This window comes from Renibacterium salmoninarum ATCC 33209 (assembly GCF_000018885.1).
GTDB classification, from domain to species: domain Bacteria; phylum Actinomycetota; class Actinomycetes; order Actinomycetales; family Micrococcaceae; genus Renibacterium; species Renibacterium salmoninarum.
Genome location: NC_010168.1, coordinates 950,066 through 974,130 on the forward strand (window position 1 = coordinate 950,066; position 24,065 = coordinate 974,130).

Annotated in this window: 27 protein-coding genes and 3 pseudogenes; 20 read left to right on the top strand and 10 right to left on the bottom strand. The window is 55.5% G+C overall.

What is annotated here, in order from left to right:
• Nucleotides 1-22 precede the first annotated feature (22 nt).
• A pseudogene (locus RSAL33209_RS04860) lies at nucleotides 23-916 on the bottom strand (SDR family oxidoreductase); the annotation flags it as partial.
• A gap of 122 nt (nucleotides 917-1,038) precedes the next feature.
• Between RSAL33209_RS04860 and RSAL33209_RS17455 the strand changes: the two are divergent.
• The 4 genes and pseudogenes from RSAL33209_RS17455 to RSAL33209_RS04870 all read left to right on the top strand — a co-directional run bounded on the left by RSAL33209_RS17455 (nucleotide 1,039) and on the right by RSAL33209_RS04870 (nucleotide 2,670).
• Entirely contained in the window at nucleotides 1,039-1,161 is a 123-nt protein-coding gene (locus tag RSAL33209_RS17455; protein WP_012244550.1) for a TetR family transcriptional regulator, read from the top strand.
• 94 nt (nucleotides 1,162-1,255) lie between these two features.
• Complete coding sequence (locus RSAL33209_RS19975; RefSeq protein WP_158539293.1) at nucleotides 1,256-1,438, top strand: hypothetical protein; 183 nt, start codon at nucleotides 1,256-1,258, stop codon at nucleotides 1,436-1,438.
• A gap of 4 nt (nucleotides 1,439-1,442) precedes the next feature.
• Nucleotides 1,443-1,601, top strand: a complete 159-nt coding sequence (locus RSAL33209_RS16010; RefSeq protein WP_155116073.1) for a hypothetical protein — start codon at nucleotides 1,443-1,445, stop codon at nucleotides 1,599-1,601.
• An 86-nt stretch (nucleotides 1,602-1,687) separates the two neighbouring features.
• Nucleotides 1,688-2,670, top strand: a pseudogene (locus RSAL33209_RS04870) (aldo/keto reductase).
• A gap of 165 nt (nucleotides 2,671-2,835) precedes the next feature.
• Here RSAL33209_RS04870 and RSAL33209_RS04875 read toward each other — a convergent pair.
• The 3 genes from RSAL33209_RS04875 to RSAL33209_RS04885 all read right to left on the bottom strand — a co-directional run bounded on the left by RSAL33209_RS04875 (nucleotide 2,836) and on the right by RSAL33209_RS04885 (nucleotide 5,214).
• The gene (locus tag RSAL33209_RS04875) at nucleotides 2,836-3,513 is read right to left on the bottom strand and encodes an aldo/keto reductase (RefSeq protein WP_012244554.1); all 678 of its coding nucleotides are present in this window, start codon (nucleotides 3,511-3,513) and stop codon (nucleotides 2,836-2,838) included.
• A 220-nt stretch (nucleotides 3,514-3,733) separates the two neighbouring features.
• Nucleotides 3,734-4,729 (bottom strand): magnesium/cobalt transporter CorA, encoded by a 996-nt coding sequence (gene corA, locus RSAL33209_RS04880; RefSeq protein ID WP_012244555.1) that lies wholly within the window; start codon nucleotides 4,727-4,729, stop codon nucleotides 3,734-3,736.
• Nucleotides 4,730-4,743: 14 nt separating this feature from the next.
• Nucleotides 4,744-5,214, bottom strand: a complete 471-nt coding sequence (locus tag RSAL33209_RS04885; protein WP_041684461.1) for an Lrp/AsnC family transcriptional regulator — start codon at nucleotides 5,212-5,214, stop codon at nucleotides 4,744-4,746.
• 179 nt (nucleotides 5,215-5,393) lie between these two features.
• Here RSAL33209_RS04885 and RSAL33209_RS04890 point away from each other — a divergent pair, with 179 nt between their 5' ends.
• From RSAL33209_RS04890 to RSAL33209_RS17460, 3 genes are all read left to right on the top strand, one after another.
• Complete coding sequence (locus tag RSAL33209_RS04890; protein WP_012244557.1) at nucleotides 5,394-6,629, top strand: MFS transporter; 1,236 nt, start codon at nucleotides 5,394-5,396, stop codon at nucleotides 6,627-6,629.
• A 143-nt stretch (nucleotides 6,630-6,772) separates the two neighbouring features.
• Nucleotides 6,773-7,387, top strand: coding sequence for an ArsR/SmtB family transcription factor (locus RSAL33209_RS04895; protein WP_114597580.1), 615 nt, complete (start codon nucleotides 6,773-6,775; stop codon nucleotides 7,385-7,387).
• Nucleotides 7,380-7,571, top strand: a complete 192-nt coding sequence (locus RSAL33209_RS17460; protein ID WP_012244559.1) for a hypothetical protein — start codon at nucleotides 7,380-7,382, stop codon at nucleotides 7,569-7,571. The genes RSAL33209_RS04895 and RSAL33209_RS17460 overlap by 8 nt, the downstream gene beginning before the upstream one ends.
• Nucleotides 7,572-7,594: 23 nt before the next feature.
• On the opposite strand, the gene RSAL33209_RS04900 is transcribed toward RSAL33209_RS17460, so the two are convergent.
• From RSAL33209_RS04900 to RSAL33209_RS18575, 3 genes are read right to left on the bottom strand one after another with little or no spacing between them, the layout of a single operon-like run.
• The gene (locus RSAL33209_RS04900; RefSeq protein ID WP_041684466.1) at nucleotides 7,595-8,095 is read right to left on the bottom strand and encodes an Lrp/AsnC family transcriptional regulator; all 501 of its coding nucleotides are present in this window, start codon (nucleotides 8,093-8,095) and stop codon (nucleotides 7,595-7,597) included.
• A 14-nt stretch (nucleotides 8,096-8,109) separates the two neighbouring features.
• Entirely contained in the window at nucleotides 8,110-8,727 is a 618-nt protein-coding gene (locus RSAL33209_RS18570; RefSeq protein WP_012244561.1) for an NAD(P)H-dependent flavin oxidoreductase, read from the bottom strand.
• A gap of 1 nt (nucleotide 8,728) precedes the next feature.
• On the bottom strand, nucleotides 8,729-9,097 hold the full coding sequence (locus RSAL33209_RS18575) for a nitronate monooxygenase (RefSeq protein ID WP_244862351.1): 369 nt from the start codon (nucleotides 9,095-9,097) through the stop codon (nucleotides 8,729-8,731).
• A gap of 28 nt (nucleotides 9,098-9,125) precedes the next feature.
• Here RSAL33209_RS18575 and RSAL33209_RS04910 point away from each other — a divergent pair, with 28 nt between their 5' ends.
• Nucleotides 9,126-10,067 (top strand): N-acetylglucosamine kinase, encoded by a 942-nt coding sequence (locus RSAL33209_RS04910; RefSeq protein WP_012244562.1) that lies wholly within the window; start codon nucleotides 9,126-9,128, stop codon nucleotides 10,065-10,067.
• On the opposite strand, the gene RSAL33209_RS04915 is transcribed toward RSAL33209_RS04910, so the two are convergent.
• Nucleotides 10,064-11,068, bottom strand: a complete 1,005-nt coding sequence (locus tag RSAL33209_RS04915; protein WP_012244564.1) for a pirin family protein — start codon at nucleotides 11,066-11,068, stop codon at nucleotides 10,064-10,066. The genes RSAL33209_RS04910 and RSAL33209_RS04915 overlap by 4 nt on opposite strands.
• A 50-nt stretch (nucleotides 11,069-11,118) precedes the next feature.
• On the opposite strand from RSAL33209_RS04915, the gene RSAL33209_RS04920 reads away from it, so the two are divergent.
• From RSAL33209_RS04920 to RSAL33209_RS04965, 10 genes and pseudogenes are all read left to right on the top strand, one after another.
• Nucleotides 11,119-11,601, top strand: a complete 483-nt coding sequence (locus RSAL33209_RS04920) for an NUDIX hydrolase (RefSeq protein ID WP_012244565.1) — start codon at nucleotides 11,119-11,121, stop codon at nucleotides 11,599-11,601.
• A 156-nt stretch (nucleotides 11,602-11,757) separates the two neighbouring features.
• A complete protein-coding gene (locus RSAL33209_RS16015) occupies nucleotides 11,758-12,108 on the top strand; it encodes a ribosome small subunit-dependent GTPase A (RefSeq protein ID WP_012244566.1) in 351 nt (116 codons plus the stop codon).
• A gap of 3 nt (nucleotides 12,109-12,111) precedes the next feature.
• Nucleotides 12,112-12,606: a GTPase RsgA gene (gene rsgA, locus RSAL33209_RS16020; RefSeq protein ID WP_325050115.1), complete on the top strand. Its 495-nt coding sequence runs from the start codon at nucleotides 12,112-12,114 to the stop codon at nucleotides 12,604-12,606.
• Nucleotides 12,607-13,065: 459 nt separating this feature from the next.
• The gene (locus RSAL33209_RS04930; RefSeq protein WP_041685213.1) at nucleotides 13,066-14,133 is read left to right on the top strand and encodes an ABC transporter ATP-binding protein; all 1,068 of its coding nucleotides are present in this window, start codon (nucleotides 13,066-13,068) and stop codon (nucleotides 14,131-14,133) included.
• Nucleotides 14,134-14,148: 15 nt separating this feature from the next.
• Nucleotides 14,149-14,853, top strand: a complete 705-nt coding sequence (locus tag RSAL33209_RS04935) for an ABC transporter permease (RefSeq protein ID WP_012244569.1) — start codon at nucleotides 14,149-14,151, stop codon at nucleotides 14,851-14,853.
• Nucleotides 14,850-15,659: an ABC transporter permease gene (locus RSAL33209_RS04940; RefSeq protein ID WP_012244570.1), complete on the top strand. Its 810-nt coding sequence runs from the start codon at nucleotides 14,850-14,852 to the stop codon at nucleotides 15,657-15,659. The genes RSAL33209_RS04935 and RSAL33209_RS04940 overlap by 4 nt, the downstream gene beginning before the upstream one ends.
• Complete coding sequence (locus RSAL33209_RS04945; protein WP_012244571.1) at nucleotides 15,656-16,645, top strand: ABC transporter substrate-binding protein; 990 nt, start codon at nucleotides 15,656-15,658, stop codon at nucleotides 16,643-16,645. Before RSAL33209_RS04940 ends, RSAL33209_RS04945 begins: the two co-directional genes overlap by 4 nt.
• A gap of 121 nt (nucleotides 16,646-16,766) precedes the next feature.
• Nucleotides 16,767-17,984, top strand: coding sequence for a pyridoxal phosphate-dependent aminotransferase (locus RSAL33209_RS04950; RefSeq protein WP_012244572.1), 1,218 nt, complete (start codon nucleotides 16,767-16,769; stop codon nucleotides 17,982-17,984).
• Nucleotides 17,985-18,048: 64 nt separating this feature from the next.
• Nucleotides 18,049-19,314, top strand: a pseudogene (locus RSAL33209_RS16920) (IS3 family transposase).
• A 163-nt stretch (nucleotides 19,315-19,477) separates the two neighbouring features.
• Complete coding sequence (locus RSAL33209_RS04965) at nucleotides 19,478-20,332, top strand: polyphosphate kinase 2 family protein (protein WP_041684468.1); 855 nt, start codon at nucleotides 19,478-19,480, stop codon at nucleotides 20,330-20,332.
• A gap of 17 nt (nucleotides 20,333-20,349) precedes the next feature.
• Here RSAL33209_RS04965 and RSAL33209_RS04970 read toward each other — a convergent pair whose 3' ends face one another.
• The gene (locus RSAL33209_RS04970; RefSeq protein WP_012244577.1) at nucleotides 20,350-20,586 is read right to left on the bottom strand and encodes an exodeoxyribonuclease VII small subunit; all 237 of its coding nucleotides are present in this window, start codon (nucleotides 20,584-20,586) and stop codon (nucleotides 20,350-20,352) included.
• Nucleotides 20,583-21,872, bottom strand: a complete 1,290-nt coding sequence (xseA, locus tag RSAL33209_RS04975) for an exodeoxyribonuclease VII large subunit (RefSeq protein ID WP_049759059.1) — start codon at nucleotides 21,870-21,872, stop codon at nucleotides 20,583-20,585. The genes RSAL33209_RS04970 and xseA overlap by 4 nt, the downstream gene beginning before the upstream one ends.
• A 213-nt stretch (nucleotides 21,873-22,085) precedes the next feature.
• Here xseA and RSAL33209_RS04980 point away from each other — a divergent pair, with 213 nt between their 5' ends.
• Both RSAL33209_RS04980 and RSAL33209_RS04985 read left to right on the top strand, forming a co-directional pair.
• Nucleotides 22,086-22,922: a hypothetical protein gene (locus RSAL33209_RS04980; RefSeq protein ID WP_012244579.1), complete on the top strand. Its 837-nt coding sequence runs from the start codon at nucleotides 22,086-22,088 to the stop codon at nucleotides 22,920-22,922.
• A 55-nt stretch (nucleotides 22,923-22,977) separates the two neighbouring features.
• Nucleotides 22,978-24,063 (top strand): 4-hydroxy-3-methylbut-2-enyl diphosphate reductase, encoded by a 1,086-nt coding sequence (locus tag RSAL33209_RS04985; protein WP_012244580.1) that lies wholly within the window; start codon nucleotides 22,978-22,980, stop codon nucleotides 24,061-24,063.
• Nucleotides 24,064-24,065: the final 2 nt, after the last annotated feature.

Sequence of the window (24,065 nt, forward strand, 5' to 3'; positions counted from 1 at the left end):
CGGGGATGAACTGCTGGTGAACTCAGGCAGGCAGCTTAGTGTGGGTGAGAGTTTCGGCAACGTTCCAAAGTCTGGCGGCTACCTCGTCATTACGCATGGTGCGATTCAATCCGGCGACTCCGGTGGGGCCAACCAAGCCAAACTTTCCGGAGGGGCCGTAATAGCCTTTGTTGATTGCATCGGGGCTTGTTGCCGCATAAAGCATTGGCTCTGCGCCTTGTTCCACATCTTGTGAAGGCAGAATATTGAGCCGAGTGAACCAGGCGTTAGCAGGCTTCTCGGGGCCCAAGCTGGCGCCAGCCGTCTGTAGGTTGGTGTTGGTGTATTCGGGGTGCGCGGCATTGCTCATGAGGTTCCAGTTCCGCGCCAGTGCGACGTCGGCCAGGCGGCGAGCCAGCATCAAATCGGCCAGCTTAGATTGTGAGTAGGCCGGGACGCTGCGGTAGCGACGTTGCCAGTTGAGGTCATTGAAGTTGATACGGCCAATGTTCGCCATCCCGGAGCTCATCGTGGTGATTCGAGGATCTTGGGCTTTCAGAATCAGTGGAAGCAGCCGATTGGTCAGCGCAAACGGCCCCAGGAAGTTACTGCTGAATTGCAGTTCAAAGCCGTCTTTTGTCTCGTTCCTCGACGGCGGAGTCATCACACCTGCATTATTGAGCAGCAGGTCAATTGGGCGGTCATCGGCGAGCAATCCACTCGCGAAATCTTCGACGCTGGCTAGATCGGCAAGGTCGACTCGTCGAACTTGCAATTGGGCCCCCGGATTAGCGCGTCGAATCTCAGCAGCGGCAGCCTCACCTTTTTCTGGGCTGCGGACTGCCATGATGATCATCGCCCCGGCTGCGGCGAGACGCTTGGTGGCTTCTTTGCCGGTTCCGGAGTTCGCTCCGGTGATTACCGCAAGCTTTCCGCTCTGATCTGGGAAATTCTACATGATTTCCGAGCCTTTCCAAAAGTTTCTAAACTGGTTGGTTGATAATCTAGTAAAGTCCGGTCTCACTTGTTTGTCAACTAACCAGTTAGTAATATGTTGTTATGGCTAGAGATGCACAGGCAACGAAGCAACGACTGTTAGAAGCTGCTGTCCAAGAATTCTCCCAGTACGGCATTGCTGGCGCCAGGGTGGATCGAATCGCGGCCGTGGCCGGTATCGAATAAGGTACAGATTTATACCTAGCCTTTGCTTCCAAAGACGGGCTTTTTGATGCAGTTTTTGACGCCATGGTGATCGCGTTGATTGACGAGGTGCCGATTGATCCTTCGGAATCTTTCTGGCTATGCGGGGAGGCTGTTTGATTTTTCACTGGCTAAATCGGAGAAGATGCGTCTGGTGTTTTGGGACCAGTTAGAGCGCCAAGGTAAGGGAATTCGCAGTACTGAAAGTGCTGGCCGCGGGTGCGTGCAAAGAAGCTGCGCTGAAGCAGGTACAAGCTGAAGGATTGATCTCAGACCAATTGACTGCGCAGACGCTGCACCTGATGATCAGTGCCTTGGTGACGCAAGCAGTGTTTCAACTGCAGCCTGGCCACGGAACTGCCGAACGCAAGTCGCTGCGCGCTTCTGTGCTGACCGCCGTCGGGCTGCTTAGCAGACCTTAATTTTAGTTCTTTATCGCAGGGGCTTGCGTTGGAGTGCACTCCAAGTCGTAGCGTGAAGCTATCGATACTTCAGCGAAAGGAACGCCATGAAGAAGATCGCATTAGGCTCACAGGGCCTAGAAGTTTCACGGCTCGGATTGGGCTGCATGGGCATGAGTGCGTTTTACACCGGAGCGGGCAAGGACGACGCCGGCGCAACTAAGACGATTCACCGGGCCTTTGACCTCGGCGTAACTTTTTTGATACCGCCGAGATCTACGGTCCGTACACCAACGAAGAGTTGGTGGGTGCGGCGTTGGCGGACCGGCGCGATCAGGTGGTCATCGCCACAAAGTTCGGCAATATTGATCATGCAGCTGGCAGCGTGCGTGGGTTGACTGGCAAACCGGAAAATGTGCGCGTAGCGGTTGAGGGTTCACTTAAGCAGTTGGGTACGGATTACATCGATCTGTTTTACCAGCACCGAATGGACCCGAATACGCCGATCGAAGACACCGTTGGTGAGTTGGCCAAGTTGGTTGACGAGGGGAAGATTCGTTACTACGGGCTCTCTGAGGCGGCTCCGGCGACCATTCGGCGTGCGCATGCAGTGCACCCGGTAACTGCTTTGCAGACCGAGCACTCGTTGTGGTCTCGGGATCCGGAGGCGGAAATCTTGCCGACCGTTCGTGAGCCGGGCATGGGGTTTGTACCTTACTCACCACTTGGCAGGGGCTTCCTGACTGGCGCAATTCGGAGCCTTGACCAGCTAGATGAGGATGACTTCCGGCGGGCGAACCCTCGGTTCGCCGGTGAGAATTTGCAAGCAAATATCGCTTTGGTTGAGCAGGTCGATGCTGTTGCGGCGGAGATTGGTGCGACGCCGGCACAAGTCGCCTTGGCTCGGTTATTGGCGCAGGGTGATGACATCGCGCCGATTCCTGGTACTCGGCAAATTAAGTACTTAGAAGACAACGTTGGTGCGGATGAGCTGGTGCTTTCCGCTGCACAGTTGGAGCATCTTGATTCGCTGCCAGCGGCGGCGGGGGAGCGTTACCCGGAAGCTGGCATGGCAGTACTGAATAAGTAGTTTGCTCTTCCACTTGTGCGCAGTTGAGTAGGGTATCTCGGTGAAATACCCTACTCAACTGCGCACAAGTGGCAACGAAGCCAGCCGGAGCGACGAAGTCGCCCCCCCCTAAACGTAAAACGTGGGCGCACCTCGAAAGATGCGCCCACGTTTTACGGCTAAAGATTACTTCGCTACGTGAACTTCGTCCGGGTGCGAGCCGACTCGGCCGTCTTTATCAAGTGCGTCGATGGTGGCGATTTCAGCATCGCTCAACTCGAAGTTGAAAACGTCAATGTTGGCGGCAATCCGCTCTGGAGTGACCGACTTGGGGATCACCACGTTGCCAACCTGAATATGCCAACGAATGATGACCTGGGCTGTGGACTTGCCATGTGCCTCAGCAATCGCAGCCACTGCCGGGTCTTCAAGCAAGCTACCTTGTGCAAGCGGGCTCCAGGCTTCAGTGTGAATGCCGTGCTCTTTGCCGAACGCGCGCAGCTCACGCTGTTGCAGGTTCGAGTGTAGTTCGATCTGGTTAATCGCCGGAACTGTGCCACCCAGATCGATGATCTTCTGCAACTGGTCCGTTTTGAAGTTTGATACGCCAATAGCCTTGGCTTGGCCCGAGGCGTAGATTTCCTCGAAGGCTCGCCAGGTGTCCAAGTACAGATCGTGCTTCGGCTTTGGCCAGTGGATCAGGTAAAGGTCTACGTAATCCAGGCCCAGCTTCTGAAGGCTCGCTTCAAAGGCGGCCAAAGTCTTTTCGTAGCCTTGTTCCACGTTCCACAATTTGGTGGTCACGAAGAGCTCGCTGCGGTCTACACCGGATTCGGTGAGGAACTGGCTGATCGCCTTGCCCACACCTGCTTCGTTTCCGTAAATTGCTGCGGTAGCCCGAGTTCAGCGCGCTCAGCACGGCTGCGGTTGCCTGATCATCCGGCACTTGCCAGACGCCCAAACCGAGCTGAGGCATGCTGACGCCGTTATTTAGGGTGACGTTGGGAACGTTCACAGTCACAGAGATCTCCTTGATTGTTGCTTACTTAAAGCGGCAACTGACATGTTTGGCGAGATATTCCGCCTACAACCACTTCTTCCGTTTAAAGATCAGATACATTCCGCCAGAGAGCAAGATCATGACGGCAATAGCATAGGGGTAGCCGAACTCCCACTTGAGCTCGGGCATCACGTCGAAGTTCATGCCATAGACGCTGGCCACAAACGTTGGCGCGAAGAAAATTGCCGCCCAGGACGAGATTTTCTTGACCTCTTCGTTTTGTTTCGTGCCAGCTTCGTTGAGTCGATTCGCAGTCAGGGTGCCATCAACGGTCAAGGCGTTTTGCAGCAATTCGCGGAAGCCGTTCGCCTTGGTGGTCAGTCCCACCACGTGATCTTCAACATCGCGAAGGCTGCGCTGCAATTCAATATCAATATCGTATTTTTCAAACCCTGACTTCAACGCCGCGATGATGCCAATCAACGGGTTCAAGGCGCGTTGGAAAAGAATTACTTCACGAGAAAGCTTGTAAATACGGCGGGAAACATTGGGATCGCCAGCAAAGAGCTGGTCTTCAATCTCATCAATATCGTTTTCCAACCCAGCGACCACGGGCGCGTAGTCGTCAACGACCTGGTCCAGAATCGCGTACAAAACCGCCTCTGGCCCCAAAGCCAGCAGTTCGGGCCTAGCTTCCAGCCGCCGTCGAACTTGGGCGACGCCGGAGGTCTCAGCGTGCCGGATGGTGATGACAAAATCCTTACCGGTGAAGATATGCAGCTCGCCGAATTCAACTTCTTCTTCGGCATCGATGTACCTGGCTGGTCGCAAGACGGTGAAAAGGTTGTTGTCGTAACGCTCAATCTTGGGCCGCTGATGCGCCGAAATTGCGTCTTCTACCGCCAGCTCATGCAAGCCAAATTCGTCGGCGACCGAAGCCATTTCCTTGGCGGTGGGACGGTAAAGCCCAATCCAGGCCATTCCGCCGCGCTCGGCAAGAGTCTCGTAGGTTTGCTGCAAGCTCGCCGGATCTGCGGTCCGCCGGCCCTGGACATATACGGCGTTGTCGATAATGGTCACGGTCTATTATCTGCTTATTTCGCGGCCAAACCATGCAGCAACGGCTCAACCCGATAGGGGATGTGTTCGTGCAGTGCCAGCGAGGTTTCAGTTCGGATCACGCCGCGAATTCTCAACAACGCGCGCAGGGCGCTCTGCAGATGCTGTACATCGCGAGCGGCCAACCGGCACCAGACATCGCCCCGGCCAGAGATCTCATGGACTTCAAGTACCTGGGACTGCTTGCGCAACGCGGTCACCACGCTGTCGAGCTCGCGGTGACTGACCTCAATGGTCACGAAGGCGACCACATCATAGCCGACGACGGCGAGGTCAACTTCCCGGCCGCCGCTGCGGATCGCGCCGGACTTGAGTAGGCGGCGGATGCGCGATTCTGCAGTATTGCGCGCCACACCAAGCCGATCGCTCAATTCGCCGATCTGGGCTCGCGGATCATTGATCAATTCCAGCAGCAGCGCAAGGTCCGTGGCATCGAGTTGATTCATATGTTCAGTATGCACCCTGTTGAAAAGCTCAAATTGATCAAAATCATCAATTTGAATGTAAATGAAGCGCTCACTAATCAGCTAGGCCACAGTCTAATGATTGAAAGCACCAAAAATGCTTGAATTTTTTGTCATCATAATGTGATCGGGAACACATTACCATTATTTCGGAACTCAGAATGCGTTCGGCCGTGGCCGGCAGCAAAGGCTGGGACGCTTCGAGAACCGCTCGGCTAGCCCTGGCCGGCGTCGCACTTTTCCTGATTTTAGTGGGCGCAAATTTGGCAACGCCGCTGTATCCGTTGCTGCAAGCATCCCTGGGTCTGGGCTCTTTTGGTGTGACTGTCGCCTTTAGCAGCTACGTCCTCGCGCTGATTGCCGGATTGCTCATTGCCGGGCACTGGTCAGATCACATTGGTCGCCGCGCAGCCCTGTTACTCGCTGTGCTTCTGGGCCTTGCTGGTGGGCTGCTCTTTGCGAACGCTCAAGACCTGCTGATGCTTTCGGCCGGCCGCGCGTTACAAGGCTTAGGCGTTGCTTTGGCAACCGGCGCGAGTTCGGTCGCGCTGCGTGAATTATTGCCAAGTCGACCTGAATGGGCCTCGCGCTTCACGCTGCTGGCATCCTCAGATGGCGTGGCCGCTGGTCCGGTCATTGGCGGCTTGCTTTCCTTACTTCCAGAGCCCACAAAGACGCCATTCCTGGTGCATGCCGTGCTGCTGGTGTTGCTGTTGGTGCCGTTGGTGCTTTTGCGGGCCCGTCCAGCGATTGGGCTGGGTAGTCGATTGAGTAATGGCGAGGATGCTATTTCGGCATTCAAAGTGCTTGCGCCCCGACGTCCGGCGATTTCGAAGGCAGCCCGCAGCCAATTCTGGACGGCGTCGGCTGTTGGATTTTTGAGTTTTGCGGTTTTCGGATTCTGTCTTTCGCTAGCACCCGGCTATTTCGCTCAGATTGTCGGTGTTGACTCCCGACCGTTGATTGGCTTGCTTGCCGGCATGACCTTGGCTTCGTCTGCGCTCAGCCAGCTGATTCGAGTTGGCGGCCGTCTCTTGGCTCCGCTGAGTCTCGGCATCATGGCAGTGTCGGTGGCACTTTTGGGTGTTGCTGGCGCCTTCGGTATTGCTTGGCTCCTGATTGCGTCCAGCATTACCGCCGGGCTGGGGCAGGGGCTCGCTTTCCGGGTGGTTTTCAACCAAGTCTCGCTTGCCGTCGAGCCAGCGAAACACGCTCAGATTGTGAGCGCGGTGTATGTACTGACCTATCTTGGCAGCGCAGTTCCCGTTCTAGGCTTAGGTTTTGCCGCGGCACAGTGGGGGCTACCGACGGCGATAATTGGCTTTGTTATGTTGATTTCATTGGCGCTCATGGTGCTTGCTGGCGTTGTGCTGAATTGTGTTGCACGCCCGAGTTAACAGGGGCAAAATAATCGCAAAGAACTCTTTGCAAAGTAAGTGTTGCAAAGAGTTATTTGCAAGCCTAGAGTCTTCCTACGAGCACTCCAGCTGTTGTCCGGAACTTGCCAAACAGTTCGGTTTCTCGACCGAGAGACCTAGACATGGCATCTTTGAAAGCACTCGCACACCCCTTGCGTGTGCACATCCTGGAATCCTTGTCTCGCTTCGGCCCGCAGACGGCGTGCAGCCTGGGGAAGATTCTCGACGAATCCAGCGGTTCCACCAGTTACCACTTGCGTCAGTTAGCCAAACACGGATTTGTGCAGGAAATTGAAGGTAAAGGAACCGCTAGGGAGCGCTGGTGGCAGCGAAGTGCTGGTGGTTTCAACGTTCCGTCATCGAAGTCATTCAGCAATCCAGAGATGATCGAGGCTACCCGGCTGATCAACAACAATGTTGCAGCGTATCGGTCAGAGTTGCTCGCTGACTTTATGGCGCATGGTGACGATGTGCTGAATCTTGAATGGGCTGAGGTGAGCTCAATAGGTACTTCAACACTGCCAATGAACGCGACGCAAATGGCCAAGTGCGTCGAGAAAATCAACGAATACTCGCGAATGCTCATCGATCAGATCAAAGCCGATGGTGAGCTTGAAGGCCAACGAGCGGTACAGATTCATATCAACGCGTTCCCGATCTTGGATCCACAGCTAGATACTTTTCCTGCTGAAGAGCAGGCCCCATCAAACACTTCTTTAAGGAGCAATCATGAATAAGGACCGGCTGCCACGTCGCAGGCGCAGCGTCATCGCATCAATTATGGATTCCACCGGCATCGCGCTTCAAGACTGGGCTAATCGGCACGATCAACGGCCGATTGATTTGACCGTTTTCCGGGAAAAGGCAGACACTGCTTCGGAACGGCTACAAGCTCAGATGCATATTCAGAATCTGCGCTAACAACCAAAACAGGTTATTCGGGTCTAGAGCGGGCCCGGATAACCTGGCATCTGCTCGAAAACCAAGGTGGTTTCGGTGTTTCCAACTACCGGATCAGTCGTCAGGTTGTCCAGCACCCAATCCCGAAGCGCGCCAGCGCTTGGCACCGCGATATGCAGCAAGTAATCGACCGAACCTGAGGTATGAAAAGTGGTCAAAACCTCAGGTAACTTGGGCACGGTTGACGTGAAGCGATCTATTTCGACTCGATCGTGAGCACGGAGTTGAACCGCAATCAAAGCTTGAACTGATCGTCCAATCGCGGAAAGATCAACTTGCGCTGAAAATCCGGTGACGGTGCCACGTTCGATAAGGGCTCGAGTTCGCATCAACGCGGTAGACGGCGCGATTCCGACAGCATCGGCCACGTCTCGGTTCGTGATCCGGGCGTCGTCGATGAGTAAGTCAACGATCTTTCGGTCGATTTCATCCAAAACATCTGCTCCGGAAGCTGACTCACGTCTGGGTTGATTGCTCTGCGCCATAGTAGTCACCCATCTTAGTCGAGAAGCCTGGCAAGGATGCTCGCCGTCGAACCAGATTGTACCGAGGAGAACTCGGTTCCGGCCCAAAGGTTAACTTCCTGCGGATCCCCGGCTGCTGCAGCAGCTGCGCGTAATGCCGACGTCAGATGGTGGATTTGCGGGTAGCCTTCGGGCGCATCCGCATGATCCCGCATAAATCGATTCTCCAGCCCTCGCACCCATCGGCCACTAAACACCCGAGTTCGCACGGTGTTTGTGAACTCTTGTCCAATCAAAGCGGCGCGGTGCACGGGTTTTGTGCCAGCTTCGTCAGCACACAGAAACGCGGTGCCAAGCTGAGCTGAAACGGCGCCGTTCTGCAGTGCATCGGCAACAGCCGCCTTGCTGCCCAATCCGCCCGCCGCGACCATCGGCAGTTTGCTGGCCTGAGAAATCGAGCCCAGAAGCTCTGCCATTGACCCAGAACCGGTGGGTTGCTCGCGATCAAAGCGCGCCAAATCAAGGAAAGCGCCGCTGTGACCACCGGCATTGGGATGTTGTACAACCAAGAAATCAACCCCACACTCGACTGCTGCCTGCGCCTCTTCAGCACTGGTTACGGTGGCACCAGTAGTAGTACCCCGTGAACGCAATTCATGGATTTCTGCAGCTTGCGGTAGGCCAAAGGCATAATGACACCACCGGAACTGGGCTTGTTAAAAGCAGCTCGACTTTCGACTGCCATGCGTCGTCGTCTGCGGTTGCTCGCAGCGCTGGTAACTCAATGCCATAACGCTCAGCTTCGGGCAGCAAAGTTTCTCGATACGCCGCCAAGGCGGCTGGCTCGGCATGACGCCCATCTGAGACAAAAAGATTGACGCCAAAATGCTCGGTTTTTGCCCGAACTTCGCTAATCTGATCGGCCAGCGTAGCCGCGGTTTTGTAACCAGCAGCTAGGAAGCTCAAGGCGCCCGCCTGTGCCGCAGCAATCACGAGTTCCGGGGTGCTCGGGCCGCCTGCCATCGGCGCCACGATTATCGGTGATAAAAACATGAGGCTCCTGCCAACTATCCTTAGGGACGTGAGTTCAACTTCTATACCGCCTACAGCCATCATCGGCCTGGACATCGGCGGCAGCAAAACCCGTGGCATTCTGTGGCATGACGGCGTGGTGATCGCCGACGAGCAAACTGGCAGTGCCAACGTTCAAAACGTCAGTATCGACGAGGCCAGGCAGAATCTGCAGAAACTTTTTTCGCTGCTACCAACCGACGGCGTCGAGCAAATCTTCGCTGGCTCTGGCGGTATCGATACCGAAGCGGATGCCGAGGCGTTAGCTTCATTGATTCGGCCACATGTGCCCGGAGTGCCGGTAACCGTGGTGCATGACACTCGGCTGCTGTTGGCAGCTGGACATGCCAGCGTGGGTGTTGCGGTGATTGCTGGAACCGGTTCCGCGGCCTGGGGCATCAACGACGCCGGAGCGCAGGCGCGCGCCGGTGGCTGGGGCTACTTGCTGGGCGATGAAGGCAGCGGCTACTGGTTTGGCCGTGAAGCAGTGCGACATTCTTTGCACCGAATGAACTTAGGGCTGTCACCCGATCAGCTGACCGTCTCGCTCTTGGAAAAATGTGGCCTCAAAGAGTCCGGCGAACTCATTGCGCATTTCCATTCCGGCACCTCACGACGCTACTGGGCATCAATGTCACCGCTGATTCTTAACGCTGCGTTACAAGGTCATCCGGAAAGCTTGGCGATGATTGAGCAAGCTGGCACAGATCTGGCGGCATTAGCAGCTCAAGTTGCCGAGCAACTGGCCTTGTCGGGGCCAATCGTGCTCGGCTCAGGATTAGGCATGCACCAACCGCCGTTGCAAAAGGTCTTCCGAGATCAGTTGGCTGCGCGGGGCTTCCACGAAGTTCGAGTGCTAGATCAAGATCCGATCTTCGGCGTGCTGGATTTGGCCTTACAAGCTTCTGTCAGCAAAAATTAGCTGGGCTTTGCGGAAGAATTTCGACGGCGAGGCGTTAGTTTCACCGTCGGCAACGGGGGTGCGGGAATCCAGCCGGCTTCAGAGCCAGCATCCGGCCTGTGACCGGCAACTGTGGGAAACCGTGCGGATTGAGCCTGCCAATCCGCACGAGCCGTTTCAATTTCCTCTTGGCTACGCGTCACAAAGTTCCACCACATGAGCAGATCTTCGGTGAATGGTTCGCCACCAATCAGCACGAATCTTGCAAACTCATTCACCTGGACAGCCAACTCGCTCCGGCCGGCGCCTAAGTAGGCAAGTGGGCCAGGAACCAGTGTTTCACCGTCAATTTGGAGTTCGCCATCGAGCAACAAAATTGCGTGCTCGACATCCGGCTTGATTGGCAGCGAAGACTTTCCAGCGCTCGCGGTGATCTCAGCACCAACAATCGGGGTGAATACGGTTGCTGGCGAACGGTGCCCCGCGAGTTCGCCGAACAATACGATGACGCGCAGTGAATCGCAACTGAACTGCGGCAGTTCGCGATGTTGTTCGAAAAGTGCTGGCCCGTGCCGAGAATCCTCGGGAAGAGCGACCCAAAGTTGGAGCCCGCGCATGCTTTTTGCTTCGGAGTCACTGTCCGCATCGCCGAGCCAAGAAAATTCACTGTGCGCAACGCCGTCGCCAGCTGTCATGAGGTTGAGCTCTCTGGCACGCAGCAGCACGTCTGAGCCAAGAGAATCCCGATGTCGGATGACGCCGGCGAGCGGCCAGGTCACGGTCTGCAAGCCAATATTCGGGTGCGGAAGCACCGACATGTGGGGTTCTGCGGGGCCAAAACTGTCTAAGAAACACCACGCGCCGACGGTTGGCATCCCGCGTTGTGGCAATGTTCGGGACACCGTCACGCCGCGTACCCCGCCAAGCGGAACATCTCGGGCAGGCCACAATTGCACGCATTGGGCAGCTGCTGGATTTGCGGGGCACGGCGTCGGCAACGGGTTTTCCTGGGTATCGCTCATAACTGAAGTCTAAAGACAGGGATCTGATACCTGCTGTTTAGGATGGGCTTATGCCTCTTGAATTCGACACTCGTCCCGCCGCTTACGCGGTAATTGTCCGCGAGGAAGAGATCCTGCTTGCCTATTGGGTAGAGAACGGGCAAGAGGGCTGGACGATGCCTGGCGGCGGTTTAGACCTTGCCGAGCACCCGGTAGATGCCACGGTTCGAGAGGTTTTCGAAGAAACTGGCTATCACGCGGAAGTTGATCAAATGCTTGGTGTTGACGTGGCGTACTGGCCGGAAGAACGCCGTCATGATGGTGAACAGCGTCCATTGCAGTCCGTGCGGATGCTCTTTGCAGCTCATATTACTGGCGGCGAGCTCACCGCAGAGCTCAACGGGACCACAACCCATGCGGTCTGGATACCGTTGGCCGACGTCGAGTCGTTAAACCGAGTCTCGTTGGTCGACATTGCCATCCGGTTGTGGCGAGAACAGCCAGCGACTGGCAAATTATTGGCACAAACTGCTGCTGAAAACTCTGGAAAATGAGCCGGATAGGCACTAACATTTGAGCTAACTGCACTCAGAGGAGGTGGCCGCTATGACTGTTTTTGAGATGAATCTTGCCTTCATTCAGCAATCCGCCTCCGCTGCAGCGCGCCGCTAACTAGCCGCGCCAGGGGGCTTTTACCCCAAGGAATCATCATGACCTCGTCCATTGTGGACAATCTGAAAAATTATGGCTTCAGCGACGCTATTGCTGAACAGCTCAACGAAAACGAACTACCCGCACGTGTGGTGCGGGTAGACCGCCTTTTTCTACAACTTGTTAACGAGAACGGCATCACTATGGTGCCGTATCCGCACGACGGCGGGCCCGTTGCCACCGGGGATTGGCTTGCATTGACCTCTGATGGACCAGGCGAGCTCGCGGTGGCGCGGATTTTGCCGCGGATTTCGCAATTGGTGCGCAAGGCTGCCTTCGACAACTCAAGCGATTCGCAGCTATTAGCCGCGAATATTGATCTGATTGGCATCGTGGTGCCAATTGATTGACCAGTGTCTGCAAACCGAATGGAAAGGATGCTAGTCGCGGCATGGGACTCCGGCGGTACGCCTTTGATTGTGCTGACGAAAGCCGACCTTGGCAACATGATCAATGGGAATCAAGACGTGGTCGCCGACGTGGTTCGGTATAGCGCCGGGGCAGAGGTATTCACCACGAGCTCCGAACTAGGCGATGGCATCGAGGCTCTCCGTGAACGTATTCGCGCCCATGGCGGCCTCGATTACCGTGCAACGCTGACGCTGCTTGGGCCCTCGGGTGCCGGCAAGTCCAGTCTGGTGAATGCCCTCATTGGTGACGATATTCAAGACACCAGAGAAGTGCGCGAAGGCGATTACAAAGGAAAACACGCCACATACCGCGCGAGAGCTGGTTCCCTTGCCCGGCAGCGGTGTGCTCATGGACAGTCCGGGTGTTCGTGGATTTGCGGTATTCGACGCAGAAGATGGCATAAGCGCGGTCTTTGGCGACTGCCAGCATCTTCCTGAACCAGGGTGCGCTATTCAGGAAGCGATATCCACTGGCGAGCTGGAACCAAGACGTTTGTCGAGCTTCCAAAAGATGCAGCGGGAAATGACCAGACTTGCCGCGCGAAAGGATTCCCGTGAGGCTGCGGTTGCCCGTGCTGGCATAAGGAATCAAGGACGGGACTATAAGAATTTCAAGAAAATTCGTGAACGGGCCCAACCTGGTCGCCGTTAGCTCCGAAATAACTGGGGATGGTTTGTGTCGGCTGAGGAATATTACGGTGCGGGTACAGATTTAACTCCAAGGGCGGAAGGGGTTCATATTGTCGGTGCGGCTGGCTAGACTCGACAGAACGCGCGGCCTGAGGCTGCTCCGCTTGACTGATCTTGATCGCCAACAGTGAGGGAACTACACCTATGGCAACCGTACAGTCCGCAACGACGCATGCCTCGGGCCAGGTTGGCTCCGGTCCGGAGCCAATGATTGTCTTCGACTCGGTGACGAAGCGATACGAAGGCGGTCAATCTGGCTTAGCCGCTGTAGACAATCTTTCGATGACCATCAACAAAGGATTGATTACCGTTTTCGTGGGCCCTTCTGGCTGCGGAAAAACCACCTCGCTGCGAATGATCAACCGAATGGTAGATCCAAGCAGTGGTTCGATCACGGTCGACGGCCAAGATATTTCAAGTGTTCCAGCTCCGGCACTGCGCAGATCGATGGGTTATGTCATGCAGTCTTCGGGGCTGCTACCGCACCGAACGGTCATCGATAACGTCACTACCGTTTTGCGGCTGAATCGAGTGCCCAAAGCACAAGCAAATGCCCGGGCGCACGAACTTCTGGATACCGTGGGACTTTCGCAAGCCTTCGCGAAGCGCTATCCCAGCCAACTTTCCGGCGGCCAACAGCAGCGTGTTGGTGTGGCCCGGGCGCTAGCTGCCGATCCGCCTGTGCTGTTGATGGACGAGCCATTCAGCGCTGTGGATCCAGTCGTTCGCGCAGAACTTCAGGAGGAGTTACTTCGACTACAGCGAGATCTAGCGAAAACAATTGTTTTCGTAACGCACGACATCGACGAAGCGACCATTCTTGGTGACAAGGTAGCCGTCTTTGCAGTAGGCGGTAGATTGGCGCAATACGCGACGCCGGAGGAGATCTTGCGCGCACCGGTGGATGACTTCGTTGCTGGCTTTGTTGGCAAAGATCGCGGATTTCGACACCTGTCCTTCAACGATGGATCCCCAGTACCAATCCACCCGGTGGCCACGGTCCAAGAACCGGGAGCTGTCAACGAATGGACGCTCTTGGTCTCTGCGGATAGACACCCCTTGGGCTGGCTTTCACCAAACAGTCCCGGAGACCTGGTACCGGGCGGATCGCTGTTCCAACACGGGGAGACGCTGCGCCGCGCTCTTGACGCCGCACTCTCGTCACCGGCTGGTCTTGGCGTAGTCGTAGACGAGGGCGGCGCGGTTGCTGGCGTGGTCAAAGGTGCTGAAGTTTTGGCAGCGATCGAGCAAGCGCGTCTTGCCCGTGGTGCGTGAGCGGAGGCTGAGGCAATGAACTGGGTACTTAACAATGTCGATTTGATCCTGACAAGTACTGCTCTGCACATCTATCAATCGGTCTTGCCGTTAGTTTTTGGCATCATTATTACTATTCCGCTCGCCCAACTGGCTAAGAAAAGCGGCATTGCTCGGGCCATCATTTTGCCGCTGGGCTCACTATTGTTCACGATTCCTTCGCTGGCGCTTTTGGTTGTGCTTCCGGCATTCTTGCGGCTGCAGATTTTAGACCCGGCCAATGTGATTGTGGCGTTGACTATTTACGCCGTGGCGCTTTTGGTTCGTACGTCGTTGGATGCGCTTAACTCAATTGATAATGATCTCCGGCAAGCGGCCGTGGCGATGGGGTATCGACCCGTGCGCAGGTTCTTCACGGTTGATTTGCCGTTATCAATTCCGGTGCTGTTCTCCGGGTTACGCGTGGTCTCTGTCAGCAACATTTCGCTGGTCAGCGTGGGTGCGCTTATCGGCGTACCGAGCTTAGGCACATTATTTACCGACGGACTCACAAGCGATAATGTCAGCGAGGTCTTGACCGGCATCGTGATGATTCTGATCCTGGCTCTGCTAATGGATTTGCTTCTTGTTGGTCTGCAACGGCTGCTAACGCCGTGGCTTCGCACTAAGTTGCCAAGCCAAGAGGCGCCGTCGAGTTTTACCCCGCCGAAAGTTCTGAACACGGAAGGAGCAAGCTCATGAGCCTTTCCTTCCTGCCCGGCATAGTGCCGGCGGCTCTACCCCGAACAACCAAATACACCACCGATGATCCGGTAGGCCAAGGCATCCAGTGGCTTTTTGATGCGCAGAATTGGCAGGGTGCCAATGGGATTCCGCTGAGGTTGGTCGAGCACCTTGGCTATTCGGCGCTAACAATCGGTTTAGCTTTGATCATTGCCATTCCAATCGGGCTGTACGTTGGCCATACGGGTCGCGGCAAGGTCATCATCGTTTCGCTAGCGGGCATGTTGCGTGCGTTGCCAACCCTTGGCTTAGTGATTTTATTCGCCCTACTAACTAGCCCGTTGGCGCTTATGCCGCCGATCTGGGCCCTAGTCCTCTTGGCAATTCCGCCGATTTTGACCGGTGTGTACGCCGGAATATCGTCCGTGGATCCAGACATTGTTGACGCAGCTAGGTCCATGGGCATGTCTGAAGCGCAGGTACTTTTCCGTGTGGAAGTGCCGAACGGCCTCAAAGTGATGCTTGGCGGATTCCGAGGCTGTGTCTTGCAGGTTATTGCCACTGTGGCAGTGGTCGCCTATCTACCGCAGGGCGGATTAGGCCGCTTCATTGTCACGGGGCTGAAGTCCTATGACTACGGAAGTGTCTTCGGCGGAGCCGTAGTCATCGCTGTTTTGGCGATTGTGCTCGACGGAGTTTTGGCTTTAGTCACTCGGGTGGTTGTGCCCGCTGGCTTACGCGGCGGCGCTCTGAAAAGATTTCAACAGAACCATCATCGCGACGCTGACATCAGTGTGGCGGTCTCACAAGGAGGAACACTATGAAGTTCAGCGGAAAAGCGTGGTTGGGCGGATCAAAGACACGCGCGACTTTGATTCCTGCCGCGGCCGCCGTGACCCTTGCCGTCGCACTGACGGCGTGTGGCGGCAACAGCGGGCCTTTGAATAACGGATCTAACTCCGATAAGTCCGGTGCTGCTGGCACTGTGACGGTCGGTTCTGCCGATTTCCCAGAGAGCCAGGTCATCGCTCAGATTTATGCTGGCGCCTTGGAAGCTGCCGGGGTCACGGTCAATACCAAGCTCGGCATTGGCTCGCGTGAAATCTATATCAAGGCTCTTGACGACGGATCAATCAATTTGATTCCGGACTACACCGGTAATCTTTTGGGTTACGTTGATCCGCAAAATACCTTGACTGACAAGGGCGATATTGTTAAAGCCTTGCCAGACAAGCTCGCGGCTTTTGCTGACAAACAAACCAATAAAACCAAGTTGGCAATTCTGGATGCAGCTGCTGCGGAAGACAAAGATGCCATGGTGGTGACCAAAGCTACCGCAGCAAAATACGAGCTCAAGTCGATTGAGGACCTGGCGAAAGTCTGCGACAAGCTCACCCTGGCTGGTCCGCCGGAATTCGAGACGCGTCCATATGGTCTGCCTGGTTTGAAGGATAAGTACAACTGCGTTCCGTCAAAATTCACGCCAATTACCGGTGAAGCGCTGACGGTCAAAGCGCTGATCAATGACGACGTTCAGGTAGCGGATATCTTCACTACCTCACCGGCAATCCCGACGAACTCATTGACGGTACTGACTGACCCGAAGAACAATTGGCTTGCCCAGCAAGTTGTTCCGCTTTACGCGGTAGGCAAGCTCTCGGACGCTGCAAAGCAAGCATTGAACAATGTTTCCAAGCAGCTCACCACGGACGATCTCATCTCGCTCAACGGTGCAGTTTCAGGCGACAAGAAGCAGAATCCCAAGGATGCCGGGCAACAATGGCTCAAGGACAAAGGCATCACAAAGTAGTAGCTAACTAGCAACGAAGAACCGAGCGGCGCGCAACCAGGACTCCACTTTTTGTCCATTGGCCTGCGCGCCGCTTCGCTTTGCCAGTGCCACAACCTTGGGAATATGACATTCTTGGCAGATGGCCAAATTCTCTCAATCCGCAAAGCTGTCCAGCGTTCGTTACGACGTCCGAGGCCCGATCTTGGCCAGAGCGCAGCAGCTGGAGGCCGAGGGGCACCGGATTCTGAAACTGAACTTGGGCAACCCGGCACCGTTCGGATTCGAAGCACCGGATGCAATTTTTGTCGATATGATTCGGCATCTGCCGCACGCTCAGGGCTATAGCGATTCACGGGGAATCTTCTCTGCTCGGACCGCAGTGGTCAAGTACTACCAGACCCGAGGAATTCAGAATATTGATGTAGATGACGTCTACCTTGGCAACGGGGTGAGCGAGTTAATCGCGATGTCGCTGCAAGCTCTTTTGAACGACGGCGACGAAATTTTGATTCCGGCTCCGGACTATCCGTTATGGACCGCCTGCGTGAGCTTGTCGGGTGGACATCCCGTTCATTACCTTTGCGATGAAGAAGCGGACTGGCAACCCGATCTAGAAGATCTGGAAGCCAAAATAACGCCCCGCACGCGCGGAATAGTCATCATCAATCCAAACAACCCGACGGGAGCGGTCTACCCGCAAAAAACCGTCGAGGCTATGGTCGAATTGGTCCGCAAGCACGGCTTGATCGTTTTTTCGGATGAGATTTACGAAAAGATCCTTTATGAAGATGCCGTGCACTACAACACCGCCTTGGCTGCTCGCGACGATGTACTCTGCCTGACCTTCAGCGGACTATCAAAAGCCTACCGAGTTTGTGGCTACCGCTCGGGCTGGATGACTATTTCCGGTCCTAAAAAGGCGGCTGCAGATTATTTGGAAGGAATCAACCTACTTTCTAATATGCGCCTTTGCGCCAATGTGCCGGCACAGCACGCGATCCAAACAGCGTTAGGTGGCTACCAAAGTATTAATGATTTGATACTGCCCGGTGGCCGATTCCGTGAACAACGAGATCTTGCCTACAAGCTGATCAATGAAATCCCCGGTGTCTCTACTCGGCAGGCTCAGGGAGCGCTTTACCTCTTCCCGAAACTTGATCCAGAAGCGTACCCGATCAAAGACGATGAGAAATTTGTTCTTGACCTGTTGCAGGAACAGAAGATTTTGGTGACGCACGGTAGCGGATTCAATTGGATCAATACTGATCACTTCCGGCTGGTCACTTTGCCGAACATTAGGGATCTCACTGATGCAATCGGAAGAATTGCTGAATTCTTAAGCCATTACAAGCCCTGAGCAGCATCTGGCTGTGAATCGCCCCGGTGTGTCCGGAGACTTTCTTGTTTGAGAGGATCAGGACATGGCAGGGAAGACTACGACACGGTATCCGCAGGAGTTGAAGGATCGTGCGGTGCGCATGGTGGCGGAGATGGAGGGTGCGTCTTCGGAGTGGGCGGCGATGCAAAAAGTTGCCCAGCTTTTGGGTGTGGGTGTGCCGGAAACGGTGCGTAAATGGGTCCGGCAAGCCGAGATCGATGTTGGTACTAGAACTGGAACAACGAGCACGGAATCGGCCGAGCTGAAACGGTTACGGCGTGAGAACGCTGAGCTGAAACGGGCGAACGCGATCCTTCGGAGTGCTTCAGCTTTTGTCGCGGTCGAACTCGACCGCCACAACACTGATCGTGAAATACATCAAGGACCATGCCGGTCACCGCGAGAATAATGGATTGCGGTGGGGTGTCGAGTCGATCTGCCAGGTGCTTACTGGGACGGGGTGAAGACCGCCCCGTCCACGTACTACGAATGGGTGGATAAAACACGATCTCACCGAGAACAACGTGATGAGGTGCTCAAGCCCGTGATCCAGAAGGTGTATGCCGCTAATTACGGGGTTTACGGCACCAGGAAAGTCTGGTTGGCGATGAACCGTGAAGGTGTGCCGGTGGCCAGGTGCACGGTAGAACGGCTCATGGGGTTACTTGGCATACAGGGTGCGGTCCGTGGCAAGGTCAAACGCACCACGATCAAAGACTCGAAGGCGGCCCGAGCGAAGGACTTGGTCCGCCGTGATTTCACACCAACGGCACCGGATCGGCTATGGGTAGCTGATTTCACCTATGTTTCGACCTGGTCCGGGTGGGTCTATGTTGCCTTCGTGATCGATGCTTACTCTCGGAGGATCCTGGGCTGGTCAGCGAGTGCTTCTATGAACACCGTGCTAGTGCTCAACGCAGTTAATCAGGCAATCTGGAGTCGTGAACGGGCCGGGGCTGAGATTTCCGGGGTGATTCATCATCACGATGCCGGGGCTCAATACGCCTCCTTGGCCTTCACCGAACGCCTGGCCCAGGCCGGTATCCGCCCCTCGATCGGTTCTGTGGGTGATAGTTACGACAACGTCTTGGCGGAAACCATCAACGGGCTTTATAAGACCGAGCTGATCAAACCCGGCAAGCCCTGGCGGACTCTAGAAGAAGTCGAAATCGGCACCGCTGAATGGGTCGATTGGTACAACCACCGAAGGCTCTACCAGTACTGCGGAGACATCCCACCAGTAGAGCTAGAAAACCACTACTACAATCACTACCAGAGCACGGCAGCCGCCGACAGGCTCATCGTCTGAGAAACCCTCAGGACACACCGGAGCGATTCACTGACCAGAGGGACTTGAATTGAGGGAAACCGCCGTTGTTTCGTGGCGCAGCTGAATTTGCCTCGATTTCGAGTACGGTGGAATTGATCTGTTCAGGCGTTCTGAAGAGAACTTGAGTCTGGGAAGGCCCGCTATGGCATCGAAGCACGGGTTTAAGAAATCGCCCGCTGAATTACTTGTTGTTGGACCAGAGTTCAACCTCGATCAGGTGGACACCTCGGGGGCGCCCGGATTTAGCGGCAAAAAGCGCGACGCAGAACAAGTCCTGGCCGAGGGAGAACGTAAACTTTCGGTCTTACAGGAACAGCTCTTTGCCCAGAGCAAATTTGGTGGTAAGCATTCAGTATTACTCGTCTTGCAAGCCATGGACACGGCAGGAAAAGGCGGCATCGTTTCTCACGTTGTGGGCTCGGTTGATCCGCAGGGTATGCAGCTGCATGCGTTCAAGGCGCCCACCGATGAAGAGAAGCAGCACGATTTTCTTTGGCGCATTGAGAAGGGAGTACCAAAGGCTGGAATGCTGGGCGTCTTCGATCGCTCACACTACGAAGACGTGCTCATTCATCGCGTGCATGGCTGGGCAGACGAAACCGAGTTGGAACGTCGGTACCAAGCCATCAACGATTTTGAAGAGCAGCTCACTTCGAATGGAACCAAGATTGTTAAAGTGATGTTGGACATCAGCCCGGAGACTCAAAAGGAGCGCTTGACTGCGCGTCTGGCTGAACCAACTAAACACTGGAAATACAGCCCAACTGATGTCACAGAGCGCGAATTTTGGCCGCAGTATATGGAGGCGTATCAACTAGCCTTCGAAAAGACCAGCACCAAGATTGCGCCTTGGCACGTGGTACCGGCGGATAAGAAATGGTACGCACGGCTTGCGGTTCAGGAGCTGCTATTGGACGCCTTTGAATCACTTGACTTGAGCTGGCCCGAGGGAGACTACGATCTTGCGTTAGAGCGCAAACGAGTTGCCGCCTCATAAATTCGCGGATTCAGCGATTAGGCTTTTTCTGTCGCCGCTTTAGCTGCATCGAGGCGTTTTTGCACGCCTTCGAGCCGATGCTCGCAACGCAATGCCAAAGCTTCGCCACGCTCCCAGAGCGCTAGTGATTCTTCGAGGCTGGCTCCGCCCGCTTCTAATTTGGCAACCACAGTAACAAGCTCTTCGCGGGCCTGTTCGTAGCTTAAATTGTCAGTGCTTGAATCGTGAGTTTCTAAAACTTCGTTTTCTTTCACGATGTTCCTTTCTGGGGGCTGGCTTTGCCTTGGGAAACGGCGTCGATCATTCCACGCGCGAGTCTGACGCGCAACGAGGTACCGTCCGGAGCCTGATCGGGGGAACTCACCACGGCACCGTCGGATAGCTGCAGGACTGCATAACCGCGGTCCAAGGTCTTTTGCGGCGACAGCGAACGCACCTGGGACAGCAGATGGGCCAAAGTATCTTGATGCCTGGCGACCATAGTTGAAATTGAGCCAAATGCGCGGTCTTGAAGGCGGACTAAGTCTTCCCGTCGTACCGCGATCATGCCATCAGGCTGAGCGAGCACTGGTCGGGAGCGCAATTGCTGCAAACGGTCTTGCTCGCGGTGCAAGAATAGCGTCAGCGAACGTTGGAGTTGGTAACGAGCTTGGTTGACCAAGCCGAGCTCCTCAGCCAGGTCGGGCACGATTCGCTTAGCGGCGTCGGTTGGCGTCGAAGCACGCAAATCCGCAACTTCATCAAGCAGGGGGCGATCCGCTTCATGGCCAATGGCGCTGACCACTGGCGTGTGTGCCGCCGACACCGCACGGATAAGCGTCTCGTTGCTGAATCCCAATAGGTCCTCTAAGGAACCGCCGCCGCGCGCAATCACAATGACGTCTACCCGATCATCGGCGTCGAGCTCGGCCAACGCGGCACTGACCTGGCTGACCGAATTGACGCCCTGGACCGCTACTTCGCGGACCTCAAACTGCACAGCAGGCCAGCGTAAGGTCGCGTTGCGCAGCACATCCTTCATAGCGTCCGAGTCTCGGCCAGTAATAAGGCCGATTCGGTTCGGCAACAGCGGAAGTTTCTTTTTTCGTTCCGCATCAAAAATTCCTTCGGCGGCCAACGCCTGCCGTAACGCCTCAATTCGAGCAAGTAGATCGCCTAAACCGACTGCTTTGATTTGCCGGCCCTGCATCGACAACCGGCCAGTTTTCATCCAGAAGTCGGGTTTTAGTTGCGCAACCACGCGGGCACCGCGTTCCAGCGGGACCGCCATCGCGTCCAGTGCAGAGCCAAAAAGAGTCACACTCAAAGAGATTTCGGCATCAACATCTCGCAAGGTCAGATAGCTTATGTTAGCTCGGCGATTCAGCTCGATGACTTGCCCTTCGACCCAAGCGGCGGGAGCCCGGTCGATGTGCGCCTTCAGTTTTTCAGACAGCATGCGCAGGGGCCAAGGCCTGTCCGCGGTGGTTTCTGCCGCCGTCGTCGGCAACGTACTTTGCGGCACTGGATGTTCGGGGCTGGATTCGACTGGTTCGTTCATCTTGCCCTCCATTGCGCTGAGTTGAATTACGGCGTCTTGTTTGCTGGCCGAGTCTAAGCCTATCTACTTCCACCGACAGCGAATCACAGGAACCCTCAAGCCTGTTCGAATAGGTTCTTTTCAGTCAACTTCTCTGTTCGTTTGCCCGCGCGGCTCTGTGCTGGTGCACAGGACAAAACGATAAAGTTGAGGCGAGCAACTTGAAGGGGATTCATGCGCAGCTTTTTCTCCGCCATCGTCGCATTAGCGGCACTTTTGTTGGCGGCTATTTCGATCCCGGCCATCTGGGCTGATCGGACCGTCGTCAACCAGGCGGGTTTCGTTGCAATGGCTGCGCCTTTGGGCAGCGATCCGCAGTTTCAACAAGCGTTGGCTAGTGCCACAGCGAAAACTGTCACAGGTCAGCTTGATGCTATGCCGGGTCTGCAGAAAATCATCGCGCCCATTATTAATGACGCGACGAAGAATCTCGCTACCGACCCGGGATTTGGTACCGCCTGGACCGAGACACTTCGGCGAAGCCATGAGCTGACCGTTGTGGACCCGGCCTCGAACGCCAACGATCAGGGTGCGCTGAACTTGGACGTGGCACCGATGCTGCAGCTGGTGATCAACAAAGTCAGCGCCGGCCTTGGCCAACCCCTCCAAGCGCCCCAGCAGCTTTTAATCAGCCTGGGTAGTTCTAGCCAGCGCATGGCAATCGTGCGTTTGGCCGAGTTCAGTCCGTTGGGTATCTGGCTTGCGGGGGGAGCGGTGCTGGCTTTTGCGCTGGCTTTAGTGATCGCCCGACGTCGTTCGACCACCTTGGCGCTCATCGGCCTGGGAGTCGCGATAATTGCCGGAGCTTGGAAACTGCTTTTAGAAGTTGTCTCGAAGAATGTGCTTGATTCGGCCGGTGGCAATCCGGTAGCCGATCTCTTCAAGCAACAGTACGTTAGCGTGGTCTCGGCCAATTTCGATATGTGGATTATTTACGCCCTTTTTGCCGCTGCATTGCTGATTTTGGTTGGCCTGCTCGCGCGAGTTATGGCGCGGCGCGGTACCGTCTGACCTGGACGAAAAGCCGATGAAATCCGTATCAGCCGGAAAACCGTAGAATAGAAGTATGACCAGTACCGCCGTTTCCGTGCCGATGCCAACTATTCCGCGCAAGCGGCGTAGTCCGGAAGAGATCGCTGCGGCTTCACCAGCAACCGCTGCGAAGAAGGTGCTGCTGGCGGCTCCGCGCGGCTACTGCGCCGGTGTTGATCGCGCTGTGATCGCGGTAGAGAAGGCCCTGGAGCATTACGGCCCGCCGGTATATGTTCGGAAGCAGATTGTGCACAACGTGCACGTAGTTTCTTCGCTCGAGGCGCAAGGTGCCATTTTCGTTGAGGAAAACGAAGAGGTTCCCGAGAGAGCTTTGGTGATTTTTTCAGCGCATGGCGTTTCGCCAGCGGTGATTCAGTCCGCTGAAGATCGAGGCCTGCGCACAATCGATGCAACGTGCCCGTTGGTGACTAAGGTGCACCGCGAGGCAGTGCGCTTTGCCCGCGACGATTTTGATATTTTACTGATCGGCCACGAGGGCCACGAAGAAGTTGAAGGCACAGCAGGCGAAGCCCCAGAGCATATTCAGATCATCAATGGTCCGCACGAAGTCGACAAAGTAAAGGTGCGCGATCCGGAGAAGGTTATTTGGCTTTCTCAGACGACCTTGAGCGTTGACGAGACGATGGAAACCGTCAGAATGCTCAAGGAACGCTTTCCGACTCTGCAAGATCCGCCCAGCGACGATATTTGTTACGCGACAACCAACCGACAGGTGGCCATCAAAAAGATTGCGCCGCAAGCGGAGCTCGTGATTGTTGTTGGCTCAGCGAATTCCTCTAATTCGGTACGCCTAGTTAAAGTAGCTTTGGAGCACGGCGCAAAAGCTTCCTACCGAGTCGATTTTGCAAATGAGGTCGATGAGTCTTGGTTTGAGGGTGTCGCCACTGTCGGAGTTACTTCTGGTGCTTCAGTGCCTGAAGTCTTGGTGCGGGATGTCTTGAGCTTGCTTGCTGACTACGGCTATGGCGACGTCGAAGAGGTAGTGACTGCCGAAGAAGACTTGCTGTTCTCGCTGCCAAAGGAATTGCGCAGCACACTCAAAAAGGCTGGCGATTCATCGCGGGCTTTGGGCGGCCGGGGCCAGCGACCCGAACGTTAAGA

Bases quoted from the DNA above. Each gene is read 5' to 3' on its own strand.
- RSAL33209_RS04920 (WP_012244565.1), top strand. From the start codon at position 11,119: ATGCCTCTTGAATTCGACACTCGTCCCGCCGCTTACGCGGTAATTGTC.
- RSAL33209_RS04950 (WP_012244572.1), top strand. From the start codon at position 16,767: ATGGCCAAATTCTCTCAATCCGCAAAGCTGTCCAGCGTTCGTTACGAC.
- RSAL33209_RS04885 (WP_041684461.1), bottom strand. From the start codon at position 5,214: ATGAATCAACTCGATGCCACGGACCTTGCGCTGCTGCTGGAATTGATC.
- RSAL33209_RS16015 (WP_012244566.1), top strand. From the start codon at position 11,758: ATGACCTCGTCCATTGTGGACAATCTGAAAAATTATGGCTTCAGCGAC.
- RSAL33209_RS18575 (WP_244862351.1), bottom strand. From the start codon at position 9,097: ATGGCAGGCGGCCCGAGCACCCCGGAACTCGTGATTGCTGCGGCACAG.
- RSAL33209_RS17460 (WP_012244559.1), top strand. From the start codon at position 7,380: ATGAATAAGGACCGGCTGCCACGTCGCAGGCGCAGCGTCATCGCATCA.
- RSAL33209_RS04930 (WP_041685213.1), top strand. From the start codon at position 13,066: ATGATTGTCTTCGACTCGGTGACGAAGCGATACGAAGGCGGTCAATCT.
- RSAL33209_RS04900 (WP_041684466.1), bottom strand. From the start codon at position 8,095: ATGGCGCAGAGCAATCAACCCAGACGTGAGTCAGCTTCCGGAGCAGAT.
- RSAL33209_RS04940 (WP_012244570.1), top strand. From the start codon at position 14,850: ATGAGCCTTTCCTTCCTGCCCGGCATAGTGCCGGCGGCTCTACCCCGA.
- RSAL33209_RS04945 (WP_012244571.1), top strand. From the start codon at position 15,656: ATGAAGTTCAGCGGAAAAGCGTGGTTGGGCGGATCAAAGACACGCGCG.
- RSAL33209_RS04965 (WP_041684468.1), top strand. From the start codon at position 19,478: ATGGCATCGAAGCACGGGTTTAAGAAATCGCCCGCTGAATTACTTGTT.
- RSAL33209_RS04980 (WP_012244579.1), top strand. From the start codon at position 22,086: ATGCGCAGCTTTTTCTCCGCCATCGTCGCATTAGCGGCACTTTTGTTG.
- RSAL33209_RS04910 (WP_012244562.1), top strand. From the start codon at position 9,126: ATGAGGCTCCTGCCAACTATCCTTAGGGACGTGAGTTCAACTTCTATA.
- xseA (WP_049759059.1), bottom strand. From the start codon at position 21,872: ATGAACGAACCAGTCGAATCCAGCCCCGAACATCCAGTGCCGCAAAGT.
- RSAL33209_RS04985 (WP_012244580.1), top strand. From the start codon at position 22,978: ATGACCAGTACCGCCGTTTCCGTGCCGATGCCAACTATTCCGCGCAAG.
- RSAL33209_RS04890 (WP_012244557.1), top strand. From the start codon at position 5,394: ATGCGTTCGGCCGTGGCCGGCAGCAAAGGCTGGGACGCTTCGAGAACC.
- RSAL33209_RS04935 (WP_012244569.1), top strand. From the start codon at position 14,149: ATGAACTGGGTACTTAACAATGTCGATTTGATCCTGACAAGTACTGCT.
- RSAL33209_RS04895 (WP_114597580.1), top strand. From the start codon at position 6,773: ATGGCATCTTTGAAAGCACTCGCACACCCCTTGCGTGTGCACATCCTG.
- RSAL33209_RS17455 (WP_012244550.1), top strand. From the start codon at position 1,039: ATGGCTAGAGATGCACAGGCAACGAAGCAACGACTGTTAGAAGCTGCT.
- RSAL33209_RS04915 (WP_012244564.1), bottom strand. From the start codon at position 11,068: ATGAGCGATACCCAGGAAAACCCGTTGCCGACGCCGTGCCCCGCAAAT.